Annotated in this window: 14 protein-coding genes; 10 read left to right on the top strand and 4 right to left on the bottom strand. The window is 68.0% G+C overall.

All coding sequences use genetic code 11. The features are described from left to right. The first annotated feature begins 201 nt into the window (after positions 1 to 201). Both OX958_RS10165 and OX958_RS10170 read left to right on the top strand, forming a co-directional pair. Positions 202 to 1,437, top strand: a complete 1,236-nt coding sequence (locus OX958_RS10165; protein ID WP_270137010.1) for an ROK family protein — start codon at positions 202 to 204, stop codon at positions 1,435 to 1,437. A 130-nt stretch (positions 1,438 to 1,567) separates the two neighbouring features. After that, on the top strand, positions 1,568 to 2,911 hold the full coding sequence (locus OX958_RS10170) for a GH1 family beta-glucosidase (protein ID WP_270137011.1): 1,344 nt from the start codon (positions 1,568 to 1,570) through the stop codon (positions 2,909 to 2,911). A gap of 73 nt (positions 2,912 to 2,984) precedes the next feature. Here OX958_RS10170 and OX958_RS10175 read toward each other — a convergent pair whose 3' ends face one another. Next, entirely contained in the window at positions 2,985 to 4,265 is a 1,281-nt protein-coding gene (locus OX958_RS10175) for a ricin-type beta-trefoil lectin domain protein (protein WP_270137012.1), read from the bottom strand. Positions 4,266 to 4,554: 289 nt separating this feature from the next. Here OX958_RS10175 and OX958_RS10180 point away from each other — a divergent pair, with 289 nt between their 5' ends. The 8 genes from OX958_RS10180 (at position 4,555) to OX958_RS10215 (ending at position 13,507) form a co-directional block, all read left to right on the top strand. Continuing rightward, on the top strand, positions 4,555 to 6,459 hold the full coding sequence (locus OX958_RS10180; protein WP_270137013.1) for a ricin-type beta-trefoil lectin domain protein: 1,905 nt from the start codon (positions 4,555 to 4,557) through the stop codon (positions 6,457 to 6,459). A gap of 181 nt (positions 6,460 to 6,640) precedes the next feature. Next, entirely contained in the window at positions 6,641 to 7,462 is an 822-nt protein-coding gene (locus OX958_RS10185) for a MerR family transcriptional regulator (protein WP_270137014.1), read from the top strand. A gap of 3 nt (positions 7,463 to 7,465) precedes the next feature. After that, positions 7,466 to 7,816 carry a VOC family protein gene (locus OX958_RS10190; protein ID WP_270137015.1) on the top strand — a complete coding sequence of 117 codons (351 nt, stop codon included), beginning with the start codon at positions 7,466 to 7,468 and terminating at the stop codon, positions 7,814 to 7,816. Between the two features lie 143 nt (positions 7,817 to 7,959). Further along, the gene (locus tag OX958_RS10195) at positions 7,960 to 9,264 is read left to right on the top strand and encodes an extracellular solute-binding protein (RefSeq protein WP_270137016.1); all 1,305 of its coding nucleotides are present in this window, start codon (positions 7,960 to 7,962) and stop codon (positions 9,262 to 9,264) included. Further along, complete coding sequence (locus OX958_RS10200) at positions 9,261 to 10,214, top strand: carbohydrate ABC transporter permease (protein WP_270137017.1); 954 nt, start codon at positions 9,261 to 9,263, stop codon at positions 10,212 to 10,214. Before OX958_RS10195 ends, OX958_RS10200 begins: the two co-directional genes overlap by 4 nt. 5 nt (positions 10,215 to 10,219) lie before the next feature. Next, a complete protein-coding gene (locus OX958_RS10205; RefSeq protein ID WP_270137018.1) occupies positions 10,220 to 11,062 on the top strand; it encodes a carbohydrate ABC transporter permease in 843 nt (280 codons plus the stop codon). Further along, the gene (locus tag OX958_RS10210) at positions 11,059 to 12,489 is read left to right on the top strand and encodes a GH1 family beta-glucosidase (RefSeq protein WP_270137019.1); all 1,431 of its coding nucleotides are present in this window, start codon (positions 11,059 to 11,061) and stop codon (positions 12,487 to 12,489) included. The genes OX958_RS10205 and OX958_RS10210 overlap by 4 nt, the downstream gene beginning before the upstream one ends. A 4-nt stretch (positions 12,490 to 12,493) precedes the next feature. Further along, a complete protein-coding gene (locus OX958_RS10215; protein ID WP_270137020.1) occupies positions 12,494 to 13,507 on the top strand; it encodes a LacI family DNA-binding transcriptional regulator in 1,014 nt (337 codons plus the stop codon). An 8-nt stretch (positions 13,508 to 13,515) separates the two neighbouring features. Here the strand turns inward: OX958_RS10215 and OX958_RS10220 are convergent, their stop codons facing one another. From OX958_RS10220 to OX958_RS10230, 3 genes are read right to left on the bottom strand one after another with little or no spacing between them, the layout of a single operon-like run. Beyond that, complete coding sequence (locus OX958_RS10220; protein WP_270137021.1) at positions 13,516 to 14,268, bottom strand: AlkZ-related protein; 753 nt, start codon at positions 14,266 to 14,268, stop codon at positions 13,516 to 13,518. After that, the gene (locus OX958_RS10225; RefSeq protein ID WP_270137022.1) at positions 14,268 to 14,573 is read right to left on the bottom strand and encodes an ArsR/SmtB family transcription factor; all 306 of its coding nucleotides are present in this window, start codon (positions 14,571 to 14,573) and stop codon (positions 14,268 to 14,270) included. Before OX958_RS10225 ends, OX958_RS10220 begins: the two co-directional genes overlap by 1 nt. 19 nt (positions 14,574 to 14,592) lie before the next feature. After that, positions 14,593 to 15,036 (bottom strand): MarR family winged helix-turn-helix transcriptional regulator, encoded by a 444-nt coding sequence (locus OX958_RS10230; RefSeq protein WP_270137023.1) that lies wholly within the window; start codon positions 15,034 to 15,036, stop codon positions 14,593 to 14,595. Between the last annotated feature and the right edge of the window lie 59 nt (positions 15,037 to 15,095).

Below are 15,095 nucleotides of genomic sequence, written 5' to 3' on the forward strand. Positions count from 1 at the left end.
GTCAGCTCACGTCAATCACGGTGCGATAACGAATCAGGACTAAGTTCACGATTTGTAAGAAGTCCATCGTTGTCCACAGGTTGCTGTTCGCCGAGCTCTTCCGGACGACCGCTGGTGCATGATGGACTTCTCCGGCGAGGTATCGATCTCAGCCTCCGGCCGGCCGTGACTCCGAGGCTTTTCGAGGGTGGACCGCAAACAATGGATGTACGCCGGACCACGGTGCGCGACATGCGCCGGTCCAACCGCTCGGTGCTGCTGACGAACATCTACCACTACGGCCCGCTCAGCCGCTTCGAACTGGGGCAGCAGACGTCGCTGAGCGCGGCGAGCGTGAGCAACCTGGTCGGTGAGCTGCTCGACGAGGGCGTGGTCGAGGAAGCCGGCTCGGTCGAGTCCGATGGTGGCCGGCCGCGCGTTCTGCTGCGGGTCGCCCCGACCTTCGGGTACGTCGTCGGCGCCGAGGTCGGCGAGACCCGGGTGCGGGTCGAGCTTTTCGACCTGGCGATGAACGTGCTGGCCACCAAGGTCTACCCGATCGAGACGCCGAAGCCGCCGCCCGAGCTGGCCGTGAAGTACGTGCTGGCCGGCCTGTCCGAGGTGCTCCGGGACGCGCGGATCGAGCCGGACAAGGTGCTCGGTCTCGGCGTCGCGGTGGCCGGAGTGGTCGAAGGGCCGGTGAACGCCATCGTGCACGCTCAGACCCTGGGCTGGGACGCGGTGCCGTTCGGTGCGTTGCTCGCGGCCAGGACGGACATCCCGGTGCAGGTCGACAACGGTGCCAACGCGCTGGGGCAGGCCGAGATGTGGTTCGGGGCCGGGCGCGGCGCGACCGATGCGGTCGTCGCGCTGGTCGGATCCGGGGTCGGAGCCGCGCTTGTCACCGGCGGTTCCAGCTACCGCGGCGCCCGCAGCAGCGCGGGGGAGTGGGGTCACACGACGATCAGGTACGGCGGTCGCCGGTGCCGCTGTGGCGCTGAGGGCTGCCTGGAGGCGTACGTCGGCGCCGAGGGTGTGCTCGAACGCTACCGCTTCTCCGGTGGCCAGGAGTTCCCGGTCGAGGCCGACGAGGAAGCGGCCTTCAACCAGTTGCTGGACCTGGCTCAGACCGACCTGCTCGCGGCCGAGATCATCAAGGACACCATCGGCTACCTCGGCGCGGGGTTCGCCGGCCTGGTCAATCTGTTCAATCCCGAGCGGATCGTGCTCGGTGGATGGTCCGGCCTGCTGCTGGGCGACCTCTATCTGCCGCAGTTGCGCGAAGCGGTCGGCCGGCACGCTCTCCGGCAGCCCTACGCCCAGGTCTCGATCGAGCTGTGCGAGCTCGGCCGCGACGCGGTGGCGATGGGCGCGGCCACGCTGCCGATCCTCCGGCTCCTCCTCGACGGGGGCGCCGTCGCGCCCCGGCCGCGGAAGTACATCTCCGGCGCCCGCTGATCGCAGTACCGCGGAGCTGATCCTCGCCGCCTCACTTCCGGCGGTTCCGGAACGTGAACTTCTGTTCCGAGATTCAAGACTTCAACTATGCTTTGAAAAAACCCGCCTACTAACCCCTTGGGGGTCACCGATGGTCGAGCTCTCCCCGCTCCGGCAGGACTTCGTCTGGGGTACCGCCACCTCGGCGTACCAGATCGAGGGCGCGGTCGACGCCGACGGCCGGCTGCCGTCGATCTGGGACACCTTCTGCCGCGTCCCCGGCGCGATCGACAACGGTGACCACGGCGACGTCGCGTGCGACTCGTACCACCGCTGGCCGGAGGATCTCGAGTTGCTGAAGCAGCTCGGCGTCGACGCGTACCGGTTCTCGATCGCCTGGCCGCGGGTGATCCCGACCGGGTCCGGCGCGGTCAACGAGGCCGGTCTGGCCTTCTACGACCGGATGGTCGACGATCTGCTTGCCAACGGCATCAAACCCTACGTCACCTTGTACCACTGGGATCTGCCGCAGGCGCTGCAGGACCTCGGCGGCTGGGACAACCGCGAAACGGCGTACCGGTTCGCGGAGTACGCGGCCGTCGTCGGGGCCCGGCTGGGCGATCGGGTGACCGACTGGGCGACCCTGAACGAGCCGCTGTGCTCGGCCTGGATCGGCCACTGGGAAGGGCGGATGGCGCCCGGGATCAAGGATCCGGCGACCGCGGTGCGGGCGTCGTACCACCTGATGCTCGCGCACGGGCTGGGGATGGCGGCGCTGCGTGAGTCGGCGCCGAAGCCGCCGTCGGTCGGCCTGGTCGTCAACCTCAGCGGTATCGAACCGGCCTCCACCGCGGCCGCCGACATCCGCGCCGCGCAGGTCGCCGACGGGCACATCAATCGCTGGTGGCTCGACCCGTTGTTCGGCCGTGGCTTCCCGGCGGACATGGTCGAGGTGTACGGCGTCGAGCTGCCCGAGCAGCCCGGGGACGCCGAGCTGATCGGTGCGCCGACCGACTTCGTGGGGCTGAACTACTACTTCCGGCAGATCGTCCAGGCCGACGAATCCGTTCCGCTGCTGGGATTCAGCCAGGTACCGGGCCCGAACCCGACGCACACCATGCTCGACTGGGAGGTCCACCCGGCGGGTCTGGAGGAGCTGATCCTGCGGCTGGCCAAGGAGTACGGCGCGGAGAAGATCTACATCACCGAGAACGGTTCGGCCTGGGTCGACCAGCCCGACGCGGAGTTCAACGTCGACGACACCGACCGGACCGCTTATCTGGAAGGGCATCTGGCCGCCTGTGTCCGCGCGGTCGAGCAGGGCGCGCCGCTGGCCGGGTACTTCGCCTGGTCGCTGATGGACAACTTCGAGTGGGCTTACGGTTACGCCCCCCGCTTCGGCCTGTCGTACGTCGACTACCCGACCGGCAAGCGGGTGATGAAGACCAGCGGCAAGACCTACGCCAAGCTGGTCGAGAGCCACCGCAACCTTTGATCGCAGGGCACTGACGAAACTGGCCCCCTACCTCGACCGAGGCAGGGGGCCAGTTCTTCTGGTGTGGTTGGAGCTACAAGGTCCACTTCTGAGCGGCTGAGCCGTTGCAGGTCCAGATCTGCAGGCGGTTGCCGTTGGCGGCGCTCCCCGAGGGGACGTCCAGGCACTTGTTGGACTGGGGGTTCACCAGGTCCTTGGCGCCGGTGTAGGTCCATTGCTGGGCCGGATTGCCGCTACAGGTGGCGATCTGCAGCTTGGTTCCCTCGGCGGTTCCGCCGCCGGCGATGTCCAGGCACTTGCCGAGGGCACGGATCGTACCGTCGCCCGGACGGTTCCACTTCTGGGCAGCGGAGCCGTTGCAGTCGTAGAGCTGGACCGGCGTGCCGTCGGCCGAGCTGGCCCCGGCGACGTCCATGCACTTGTTCAGTGCCTTGACCTCGCCGCCGGTGCCGCCGCCACCACTGGTCAGCGAGTTGACCCGGACGTAGTCGACGACCATCGACTGCGGCATCACCGTGGTGCCGTCGGGATAGCCGGGCCAGTAACCGCCGACCGCGACGTTCATGATCATGAAGAACGGGTGGTCGAACACCCACGGGTCGCCACCGAGGTCGGCCGGGGTCTTGCGGGCGAACTGGATGCCGTCGACGTACCAGGTGACGGCGTTGGGCTCCCAATCGACGGTGAAGGTGTGGAAGGCGTCGCTGAACACCTGACCGTTCGGCAGCGTGTACCGCGAGCTGATGCCTTCGGCCGCGGAGTAGCCGGGGCCGTGCAGGGTGCCGTAGGCGTTGGTCGGCTCCTTGCCGATGTGCTCCATGATGTCGATCTCGCCGTTGCCCGGCCAGCCGGCGTTGCCGGTGCCGAGCATCCAGAAGGCAGGCCAGATCCCTTGCGTGCGAGGCAGCTTGATCCGCGCCTCGTACCGGCCGTAGGTCTGGGTGAAGGTTTGCGCGGTGAGCAGCCGGGCCGAGGTGTACTCACAGGGGCCGTAGTGGCACTGGAAGCCGCCGCTCTCACGACGTGCCGTGATCACCAGGTTCCCGGCACCGTCCTTGGCGGCGTTGCGGGTGCTGTTCGTGTAGTACTGGCGTTCGTTGTTGCCCCAGCCGGAGCCACCGATGTCGTAGCGCCACTTGCTGGAGTCAGGGGCCTGACCGTTCGGGCCGTCGAAGTTGTCTTCCCAGATGACCGGTCCGACCGCTGCCGCGGCCGCTGGAGCAGCTGCTGCGCCGGCGGAGTCGGTGGCCGAGGTTCCCGCGGTCGCGGGGGACTGGAGCAGGGCGGTGCCGATCAGGGCAGCACCTGCGGCGAGCAGGGCTGCGGACCGGAACCGGGTACGCGAAGAACTCATGCGTGCCTCATTTCTCGCGCGGCCGGAAGGGGGTCGTCCGGCCGTCGGGGGCGGGGGGCGGACTGCTGCGAGACAGGGAATCGCTGGGTGGCAGCCTGCTGTGAGAACGCTCTCAGGTCAAGACCACACATAAATATAAGGTGTGAAAAAAGTGTCGTCGTGACGTTGACAGCGCCACTCACCGATGGTTATCTCATGCTGACCACCAGTTGTGCGGCGCGGGCAGACGCCGGTACCTCGGGGTCCCCCACCCCTGAGAAACCCCCTTGAGCAAAAGGGAGATCCGCCCATGTCCCCGAAATGGACCCACCGCCGTGGCCTGCCGTTCCGTCGCCGCCGCGCCCTGCCGGTGGTAGCCGGTCTCGCGGCACTGTCGGTGATCGCGACCGGACTCAGCATCGGCAACCCCGAGCCCGCGTACGCCGCCGGCGAGCAGGTCAACGTCTGGCTGACCAGTACGAACGACGCGGCCGGCCGCAACGTCACCCGCGGTCTGCAGCAGCAGGCGCCGGTCAACTTCGGCCCTGCCGGCGGTTCGGCCAACCAGACCATCACGGTCAACGAGAACACGACGTACCAGTCCTTCGAGGGTGGGGGCGCGTCCTTCACCGACAGCGCCGCCTGGTTGCTGAACAGCAGCAACACGATCACCGCCGCGACCCGCAACCAGGTGATGAAGGACCTGTTCGACCCGGTCAACGGGATCGGCCTGGCCTTCACCCGCAACCCGATGGGCGCCTCCGACCTGGCCCGGTTCAACTACTCCTACGACGACACCTGCTGCGACCTGAACAACTTCAGCATCGCCCACGACCTGACGGACGTGGTCCCGCTGACCAAGCAGGCCAAGCAGCTGAACCCCGCGCTGAAGGTCAAGGGCGCGCCGTGGAGCGCGCCGGCCTGGATGAAGGACAACAACAAGTTCACCAACCGCGGCTGGCTGAAGGCCGAGTACTACCCGATGTACGCGCAGTACTTCGTGAAGTACGTCCAGCAGAACGAGGCCCAGGGCAACCACATCGACTACGTCTCGGTGCAGAACGAGCCGACCTGCTGCGGCACCGACGACACCGGCTACGCGTCGATGAACTGGAACGGCGCCGGCCTGCTGAACTTCACCAAGAACCACCTGTTCCCGGCGTTCCGGGCGGCCGGGATCACCACCAAGGTGATGGTGCTGGACTACAACTGGGGCAACTACAACGACCTCGGCTCGGTGCCGCTGGCCGACGCCGGCCTGCGCAACGACCCGCTGTTCGGCGGCATTGCCTGGCACGGCTACGGCGGTGACGTGAACCTGCAGAGCACGGTGCACAATCAGTACCCGGCCGTGAACCACTACATGACCGAGCACTCGGGCGGCACCTGGATCCCGAACCAGCAGGTCGAGGACATGAACAACCTGATCGACTACACCCGGAACTGGAGCAAGTCCTGGGTCAAGTGGAGCCTCGGCCAGGACCAGAACATGCTGCCGTTCGTCGGCGCCGGCTGCAACGTCTGCACCGGGCTGATCACCATCCAGCGGGGCGGGTCGCGGGCCGGTCAGGTGGACAAGACGGTCGAGTACTACACGATGGGTCACCTGACCAAGTTCGTGAAGCCGGGCGCGCTGCGGATCGACTCCTCGGCGAACAACTCGGTCAAGAACGTCGCCTGGAAGAACCCCGACGGCTCGAAGTCGCTGATCGCCTTCAACACCACCGGCGGCAACCAGTCGGTCCGGGTCAACTGGGGCAGCCAGTCGTTCACCTACACGCTGCCCACCAAGACCTCGGCCACCTTCACCTGGAACGGCAGCCAGGGTGGCGGCGGTGGCACCACCGGTCAGATCACCGGCCTGGCGGGCAAGTGCGTCGACGTCGCCGGCGCCAACAGCGCGGACGGTACCGCGGTGAACCTGTACGACTGCAACGGCAGCAACGCGCAGCAGTGGAGCCGCCCTGGTGACGGCACCCTCCGTGCGCTCGGCAAGTGCCTCGACGTCTCCGGTGGATCGACCGCCGACGGCGCGCAGACACAGCTGTGGACGTGCAACGGCAGCGGGGCCCAGCAATGGACCTACGCGAACAACGACCTGGTGAATCCGCAGGCGAACAAGTGCCTCGACGTCACCGGCAACACCTCGGCGAACGGCACCCGGCTGCAGATCTGGTCCTGCGGCGGCACTGCCAACCAGAAGTGGACGCTCTGACCCACCCACTGACGCCCTGACTCACCACTGACGCACTGACCACCCACTGACCGGGTGTCCGCACGGGGACACCTGCAGTCGACCGCCGCCGCGCCCCCGGTGGCGGTCGAACTGCGTCCGGGCGGCGCGTCGCAGTACCGGCCTTGACTCTCCGGTGGGCGGAGGGTGGAGGGTTGCACCCATGACGGCGTCAGTCACCATCGGTGAGTTCTCCAGACTCACGCATCTGAGCGTGAAGACCTTGCACCACTACCACGAGATCGGGCTGCTGGCCCCGGCGCGGATCGACGCGTCCTCGGGGTACCGGCGCTACGAGACCACGCAGGTCGCGGTCGCGCAGCTGATCCGGCGGCTCCGGGATCTGCAGATGCCGCTCGCCCAGGTGCGGGCGGTGGTCGAGGCGCCGGACATCCGGACCCGGGACGAGACGCTGCGGCTCCACCTGGACCAGATGGAGCGCGAACTGACGCGCACCCGTCAGGTGGTCGCGTCACTGCGCTCGATGCTCACCCTGCCGGACTGCGACTTCGCGGTCGAGTACCGGTTCGTGCCGGCCTTCCGCGCGTACGCCGTCACCGGTCGCGTCGACCGCAACCTCATCGACGCCTGGTGCGGAACGACGTTCGGCCTGCTCGGCGAGATCGCCGGCCGGCACCGCATCTCGGCCACCCCGGGCGCGACGTACGGGGACGAGTTCTTCACCGAGGACATCGGTGAGGTGGTCGGGTTCCTGCCGGTCGCGCCGGACCAGCCGGCCATCGACGGGGTCGAGCTGGTCGATCTGCCCGCGAGCTACTTCGCGATCACCCGGCACGAGGGGTCGTTCACCGACTTCGACCGCACCTACGGAGCGCTCGGCAGCCACGTCGCGGAGTACTGCGAGGTGGCGCCCGGGCCGATCCGTGAGCTGTACCTGGTCGGCCCCGGCGACGGGGTCGACGAGACCGAGTTCCGTACCGAGATCTGCTGGCCGATCCAGCGGATCCCCGTTCCGAAAGGCTGAACCATGTCCATCATCTTCGAGCAGGTCGTCTTCGACTGCACCGACGCGGCCGAGCTGGCAGCCTTCTGGGCCGGCGTACTGAACACCACGGTCGATGCTGACGGCAACGAATTCTTCGCGACCGTGAACAAGGGTGGCGAGGGGCTCGCGCTGATGTTCCTCCAGGTGCCCGAGCCGAAGTCGGGGAAGAACCGGTTGCACCTCGACTTCGGTACCGCCGACTGGGCCGCCGAGGTCGACCGGATCGTCGGGCTCGGCGCCAAGCGGGTCGGCGAGCACAACGAGTACGGCACGCACTGGATCACGCTGGCCGACCCGGACGGAAACGTTTTCGACCTGGCCGAGCTGCACTGACCTCGTGGCCTGACCCCTCGGGCCGCCTCGGACTCGATTTGGGAACGCTCCCACTGAGCTCTTGACAGGCCCCCGACCGGCCCCGATGCTCTTGGGAGCGCTCCCAGATGGGGCGCTCAAGAGCAGCGAGGAGGGGTCAGGCGATGAGCCAGACGAAGCGGTTCCTGGTGGTCACGGTGGCTGCCGTGACGGCCATGGGGATGGTCGGGGCATGCAGCAAGAACACGGACGCCAAGCCGGTCGCGGACGGACAGACCGGCCAGGTCAACCTGGTGGTCGACACGTTCGGCGACTTCGGCTACAAGGCGCTGGTCGAGCAGTACCAGCAGAGTCACCCGAACGTGAAAGTCGAGCTGCGCAGTGTGCAGAAGCTCGACGACTACAAGCCGAAGCTGACCCAGTACCTGGCCGCCGGCACCGGTGCGGGGGACGTGGTCGCGCTCGAGGAGGGCATCCTCAACGAGTTCAAGACCCAGCCGCAGAACTTCGTCAACCTGCTCGACCACGGCGCGGCCGACCAGCAGGGCAACTTCCTGCCGTGGAAGTGGGAGCTCGGCAAGGCCGGTGCCGACGGGCCGCTGATCGGGCTCGGCACCGACGTGGGCGGTCTGGCCGTCTGCTACCGCAAGGACCTGTTCGCCAAGGCGAAGCTGCCGACCGACCGCGACGCGGTGTCGAAGCTGTGGCCGACCTGGGACGAGTTCATCGTCACCGGCAAGAAGTTCACCGCCGCGAACACCGGCGCCAAGGGGTTCGTCGACTCGGTCACCACCAGCTTCAGCGCGATGCTGTCGCAGGCCGGTGAGACCAACTTCTACGACCGTGACAACAAGCTGATCGCCGAGTCCAACCCGGCCGTCCGGCAGGCCTGGGACACCTCGATGAAGATGGTGTCGGAAGGCGTCAGCGCCAAGATCGCGACCTGGTCGAAGGACTGGGAGGCCGGCTTCAAGAACGGCAGCTTCGCGACCACGATGTGCCCGTCGTGGATGCTCGGGATCATCAAGACCAACTCCGGCGCGGCCAACGCCGGCAAGTGGGACGTTGCCGCGGTGCCTGGTGGCGGTGGCAACTGGGGCGGTTCCTGGCTCGCCGTACCGACGCAGAGCAAGCACCCGAAGGAGGCCTACGAGCTGGCCAAGTTCCTGACCGGCCCGGACGGTCAGGTGGGCGCGTTCAAGGAGGCCGGCCCGCTGCCGTCGTCGCCGAAGGCGCTCGACGACCCGGCGTTCCTGGCGCTGACCAACGACTACTTCTCCCAGGCCCCGGTCGGCCAGATCTTCGGTGCCGGTGCCAAGACGCTGAAGCCGGTCGTCCTCGGGCCGAAGCACCAGGCGATCAAGGAACGCGCCTTCGAACCGGCCATGCAGGCCGTCGAGCAGGGCAAGCTCACCTCCGACAAGGCTTGGCAGCAGGCGCTGAAGAGCGCTGCCAAAGAGGCGAAGTGACCTCTTCCAGCGTCATCCGGTCGTCGGCGGCAGCGCGTGCCGCCGGCGACCGGGTTCCCTGGCGCTCCCGGCTGACCCGCGCGGACGTGAAGTTCGCGCCGTACTTCTTCATCGCGCCGTTCTTCGTCCTGTTCGCGATCTTCGGGGCGTTCCCGCTGGTCTACACCGGCTGGGTGTCGCTGCACGACTGGCACCTGATCGGTGAGCACACGTTCGTCGGCTTCGCCAACTACACCGCGCTGTTCGCCGATCCGGACTTCTGGAACGCGCTGAAGAACACCGTCGGCATCTTTCTGCTCGCGACCGTGCCGCAGTTGCTGATGGCGCTGGCCGTGGCCAACCTGCTGAACCGCAAGATCCGCGCCCGGACGTTCTTCCGGATGGGCGTGCTGATCCCCAACGTCACCTCGGTGGCGGCGGTCGGCATCGTCTTCGGGCAGCTCTTCGCCCGCGACGTCGGCCTGGTCAACTACCTGATCACCACGTTCGGGCTGGACGCGGTCGACTGGCAGGCCAACACCTGGTCCAGCTGGATCGCGATCGCCGTGATGGTCGACTGGCGCTGGACCGGCTACAACACGCTGATCCTGCTCGGTGCCATGCAGGCGATCCCGAAGGACCTGTACGAGTCCGCGTCCCTGGACGGTGCGGCGCCGTGGCAGCAGTTCTGGCGGATCACCGTGCCGCTGCTGCGCCCGACGCTGGTGTTCACCGTGATCATCTCCACGATCGGAGGACTGCAGTTGTTCACCGAGCCGGTGATCTTCGGCAACGGCAAGATGCTCGGCGGTACCCTCGGGCAGTTCCAGACCGTCACGATGTACATGTACGAGACGGCGTTCCAGCGCTTCCAGTACGGCTACGGTGCCGCGATCGCGTGGTCGCTGTTCGGCCTGATCGTGGTGTTCTCGCTGGTCAACCTGCTGCTGATCCGGCGGGCCGCGAGGTGAGCGCGATGAAGGCCGCCTCGGTCCGGCTGTGGCGCACCAGCCCGTTGACGTACCTGGCGCTGGTGGTCGGCTGCCTGACGTCGCTGTTCCCGATCTACTGGATGTTCGTCGTGGCCACCCGGTCCAACGACGTGATCAACGACGTCCCGCCGCCGTTGCTGCCGGGTGGTGAGTTCGGTGCGAACGTCGGCCGGGTCTTCGCCAACGAGCATGCGGCGTTCGCCTACGGACTGGTGAACTCGCTGGTGGTCTCCAGCGTGGTGACCCTGTCGGTGGTGTTCTTCTCCACGCTGGCCGGCTTCGCCTTCGCCAAGCTGCGGTTCCGCGGCCGCAACGGGCTGCTGCTGGTGATCGTCGGCACCATGATGGTGCCGGTCCAGCTGGGGCTGATCCCGCTCTACATGCTGATGGTCAAGATCGGCTGGAACGGCACCCTGCAGGCGGTGATCGTGCCCTTCCTGGTGAGCGGGTTCGGCGTCTTCATGATGCGCCAGTACGCCGCCGAGGCGATCTCCGACGAGCTCGTCGAGGCTGCCCGGGTGGACGGCTGCTCGACCTTCCGGATCTACTGGAACGTCGTCCTGCCGGTACTGCGCCCCGCCGCGGCCGTGCTCGGGCTGCTGACCTTCATGCAGACCTGGAACGAGTTCATCTGGCCGTACGCCGTACTCGACGCCAACACCCCGACCGTCCAGCTGTCGCTCAGCCTGCTGGCGACGGCGTACTACACCGACTACGCGCAGGTCTTCGCGGCGACGGCCCTGGCCACGCTGCCCCTGCTGGCGGTGTTCATCCTGTTCGGCCGCCAGATCATCGGCGGCATCATGGAAGGTGCGATCAAGTCGTGACAACCGACAGCCGGACCGAACCGTCCACCGGGCTGGACTTCCCCACCGGATTCCTCTTCGGCGCCGCCACCGCGGCGTACCAGGTGGAGGGGGCGGTGGCCGTCGACGGACGAGGGCCGTCGATCTGGGACACCTTCTCGCACACCCCCGGCCGGGTGCTGGGTGGTGAGACCGGCGACGTCGCGATCGAGCACTACCAGCGCTTCCGCGACGACGTCCGGCTGATGCGGGACCTGGGCCTGCAGGCCTACCGGTTCTCGATCGCCTGGCCGCGGGTCCAGCCGAGCGGTCGCGGCGCGCTCAACCAGGCCGGAGTGGACTTCTACTCGCGGTTGATCGACGAACTGCTTGCCGCCGGCATCGAGCCGTGGCCGACGCTCTACCACTGGGATCTGCCGCAACCGCTGGAGGATGCCGGGGGCTGGCCCGAGCGGGACACCGCGGAGCGGTTCGCCGACTACGCGGGCGCGATCACCACGGCCTTGGGTGACCGGGTCCGGCAGTGGACGACGCTGAACGAGCCCTGGTGCTCGGCCTTCCTCGGCTACGGTTCCGGCCTCCACGCGCCGGGCCGGCAGGATGCCGCCGCTTCCGTCCGCGCCGGGCACCACCTGATGCTCGGGCACGGCCTGGCCGCAGGCCTGCTGCGCTCCGCCGGACAGCAGGTCGGCATCACGATCAACCTGTACGACGTGCTGCCCGCGGGAGAGTGGGACGTCGACCTGGACGCAGCGCGACGGATCGACGGGCTCCAGAACCGCTTCTTCCTCGACCCCGTACTGCGTGGCTCGTATCCGGCCGACGTGGTCCATGATCTGGCCGGGGTTACCGACTTCTCCCACGTGCGCGACGGCGACCTGGCGACCATCTCGACTCCCCTCGACATGCTCGGGGTGAACTACTACAGCCGGCACCTGGTGACCGGCCGGCCGGCCGTGGGCGGCGACGGACACGGCGGTGAAGCCGGGAGTGGGGCTTCGCCGTGGCCCGGCAGCGAGCACGTGGGCTTCGTCAAGGGCGACCTCCCGGTCACGGCGATGGGCTGGGAGATCTACGCGGCCGGGCTGACCGAAGTACTCGAGCGGGTCGCCGAGGAGTATCCGCCGGTGCCGCTCTACGTCACCGAGAACGGCGCGGCCTTCGCCGACGAGCCCGACCCGGACGGCCTGGTCCGCGACGCCGAACGGGTCAGCTATCTGGACGGGCACCTGCGGGCCTGCCGGACGGCGATCGAAGCAGGCGTTCCGCTGCGCGGCTACTTCTGCTGGTCGCTGTTCGACAACTTCGAGTGGTCGTGGGGATATTCGCGCCGGTTCGGCCTGGTCCACGTGGACTACGAGACGCAGAAGCGGACGCCCAAAAGCAGCGCGTTCTGGTACGGCGATCTGATCCGGGGCAGGCAAGGTGCCTCCCTTACGGGACACTAGCGACATGACCGAACCCCGTCCCACCATCGAAACCGTCGCGGCCCGGGCGGGGGTGGGGCGGGGAACCGCTTCGCGGGTGGTCAACGGGTCGTCCCAGGTCAGTCCCGCGGCCCGGGCGGCGGTGCTCAAGGCCATCGACGAACTGGGGTACGTCCCGAACCGGGCGGCCCGCAACCTGGTCACCAGGCGCACCGACTGTGTGGCGCTGGTGATCTCCGAACCGGGCGAGCGGCTCTTCACCGAGCCGTACTTCGCCGGCATCGTCCGCGGGATCAGTTCCGCGATGGCACAGACGCCGTTGCAGCTGTGGTTGTCGATGGTGCAGAGTTCGGCCGAGCGCGAGCGGGCCGGCCGGTTCCTGACCAGGGAACACGTCGACGGGGTGCTGATGCTCTCGCAGCACGCCGACGATCCGTTGCCGGCCAAGGTGCGGGCCAGTGGACTTCCGCTGGTGCTGTGCGGTCAGCCGCTGGCCGGGTCGGCCGGTGAGCTGGAGCTTGGCGGGATGCCGTTCGTGGACGCCGACAATGCGACCGGCGCGCGGCAGGCGGCGCAGTACTTGCTGGAGCAGGGCCGCCGGCGAATCGCGTGTGTAGCCGGGCCGCAGGACATGTCTGCGGGACTCGCGCGGCTGCAGGGTTTCCGTCAGGTGGTCGGTGACGAGCTGGTCGAGTACGGGGACTTCAGTGAGGAGAGCGGGGCCAAGGCGATGGCGGCGCTGCTGGACCGGGAGCCTGAGCTGGATGCCGTCTTCGCTGCTTCCGATCCGATGGCCTTCGGGGCGATGCGGGTGCTGAAAGGTGCCGGGCGCCGGATTCCGGAGGATGTGGCGGTGATCGGCTTCGACGGGTCTCCGGGCGGGCGGCACTCCGATCCGCCGTTGACGTCGGTCTTCCAGCCGACCGAGGAGATGGGCCGCGAGATGACCCGGCTGCTGCTGGCGCAGCTGGCCGGTGAAGAGCCCGCGGAGACCCAGATCATCGTCGAGACCAGGCTGGAGCTCCGCGGCAGCGCCTGAGCCGGCGGTCAGCTCGGGCGGTGGTAGGTGCGGCCGTCCTCGGTGATGGCTTCGCCGTCGTCCACCAGTTCGGTCAGGAGTTCGCGGGCCTTGGGGGTCGACCAGCGGAAGGCGCGGGCCAGCTCTGCCGGGGTGATGTCCAGCATTGTGTCGAGGTACAACCGGGCAGCCTCGCTGTGGTCGGTGCTGCCGCCGACCTCGAACTGGTCGCTGGTGAGGTTGATCAGCGTGGCCGGCCAGCCGTTGTTCTGCTCCTGGACCCCGGCCGTGGTGGCCAGCAGGTTCTTCTGAAGCTCGCCGATCGCGCGCTGGTACTTGTTCTTGTCGCCGAGCAGTTCGCGCAGGAAGGCACTGGTCTGCGGCTCGAGCGCCAGCGCGGCGGCCAGTTCGTGGGCGGCGGGGGAGAGATCGAACTGCTCGTGATCATCCGGCTTGCCCTCGCCGGTGTAGAGCGCGGCGAGCAGCGCGGGTGACAGCAAGGTGCTCCGGCCGCCGATGAAGGCGCCGTGCCAGGCGAGCCCCTTGCTGGGCAGCTCGTCCTTCCAGGTCCACACCTTCTGCTCGTACTCGCCCATCCCGTTGACCCACGGTTCGTCGTCCTCGTCGGTGACGACTTCCCACAGGGAAGGAGCCAGTGGCTTCGGGGCGGGGAAGAGCAGGGCGAAGTTGACGTCCTGGACGAACTTGCCGGCCCGATCGGTCGTCCCGACCCGTCGGCCGCGAATTCCCCAGCGGCGGGCCCGTTGCTCGGCGGTGTGCATCACGGCATCGTATCGAGATGTGCCTCGAGCGCGTCCAGACGTCCGCGCCACAGCTCGCGGTAGGGCTCCAGCCAGCTGTCGATCTCGAGCAGTGGGGCCGGCCGAAGCCGGTACCAGCGGCGCTGGGCGTCCTGACGGACCTCCACCAGACCGGCGTCGCGCAGGACCTTCAGGTGCTTGGAGACGGCGGGCTGGCTCAGTTCGAGCGCGTCGACCAGGTCGCCGACCGGCCGCTCACCGGTGCGGAGCAGGTCGAGGATCTGCCGTCGCCGAGGCTCGGCCAGCACCTCGAACGTAGTTGCCATGCCAGGAATATAACCCTGGTCAGGCGGAGAGGTAGGGATCGGTGATGGCGCACAGCGAGGTCAGCGCGCGCCGGAGCTGAGCGGCCTGACCGGCGCCGAGGTGAGCGATCCACTCGGCTTCGACCTCGGCGACCACGGCGGCGGCGATCGGAATGGCCTGGGCTCCGCGGTCGGCGATCTGCACGAGGCGAGCACGGGCGTCGGTCGGGTCCGGCACGCGGCGAACGTAGCCGGCCCGCTCCAACTGGTCGACCAGGAAGCCGGCGGTCTGTTTGGTGATCTGGGCCTGTTCGGCGAGAGCGGTCAGCCGGGTGCCGCTCGAGCTGATCCGCTGGAACACCCGAGCCTGGGCCGGGGTGATGTCGTCGAAACCGGCCTCCGTGAGCCGCTCGAAGACGCGATTCTCCAGCGCGCGGTAGGGGATGAACAGCAGCAGCCCGAGGTTCACGTCGTCGTCCGGCACCTCGCCATCTTGACCGGTAGTCAGAGAAGCTGTCTAATTTGGTCAGAGGAACTGACTAG

It is taken from the genome of Kribbella sp. CA-293567 (assembly GCF_027627575.1).
GTDB lineage: Bacteria > Actinomycetota > Actinomycetes > Propionibacteriales > Kribbellaceae > Kribbella.

What these genes read in the sequence shown, in the direction of transcription:
- OX958_RS10165 (WP_270137010.1), top strand. Translation starts at nt 202, where the DNA reads ATGGATGTACGCCGGACCACGGTGCGCGACATGCGCCGGTCCAACCGC.
- OX958_RS10170 (WP_270137011.1), top strand. Translation starts at nt 1,568, where the DNA reads ATGGTCGAGCTCTCCCCGCTCCGGCAGGACTTCGTCTGGGGTACCGCC.
- OX958_RS10175 (WP_270137012.1), bottom strand. Translation starts at nt 4,265, where the DNA reads ATGAGTTCTTCGCGTACCCGGTTCCGGTCCGCAGCCCTGCTCGCCGCA.
- OX958_RS10180 (WP_270137013.1), top strand. Translation starts at nt 4,555, where the DNA reads ATGTCCCCGAAATGGACCCACCGCCGTGGCCTGCCGTTCCGTCGCCGC.
- OX958_RS10185 (WP_270137014.1), top strand. Translation starts at nt 6,641, where the DNA reads ATGACGGCGTCAGTCACCATCGGTGAGTTCTCCAGACTCACGCATCTG.
- OX958_RS10190 (WP_270137015.1), top strand. Translation starts at nt 7,466, where the DNA reads ATGTCCATCATCTTCGAGCAGGTCGTCTTCGACTGCACCGACGCGGCC.
- OX958_RS10195 (WP_270137016.1), top strand. Translation starts at nt 7,960, where the DNA reads ATGAGCCAGACGAAGCGGTTCCTGGTGGTCACGGTGGCTGCCGTGACG.
- OX958_RS10205 (WP_270137018.1), top strand. Translation starts at nt 10,220, where the DNA reads ATGAAGGCCGCCTCGGTCCGGCTGTGGCGCACCAGCCCGTTGACGTAC.
- OX958_RS10215 (WP_270137020.1), top strand. Translation starts at nt 12,494, where the DNA reads ATGACCGAACCCCGTCCCACCATCGAAACCGTCGCGGCCCGGGCGGGG.
- OX958_RS10220 (WP_270137021.1), bottom strand. Translation starts at nt 14,268, where the DNA reads ATGCACACCGCCGAGCAACGGGCCCGCCGCTGGGGAATTCGCGGCCGA.
- OX958_RS10225 (WP_270137022.1), bottom strand. Translation starts at nt 14,573, where the DNA reads ATGGCAACTACGTTCGAGGTGCTGGCCGAGCCTCGGCGACGGCAGATC.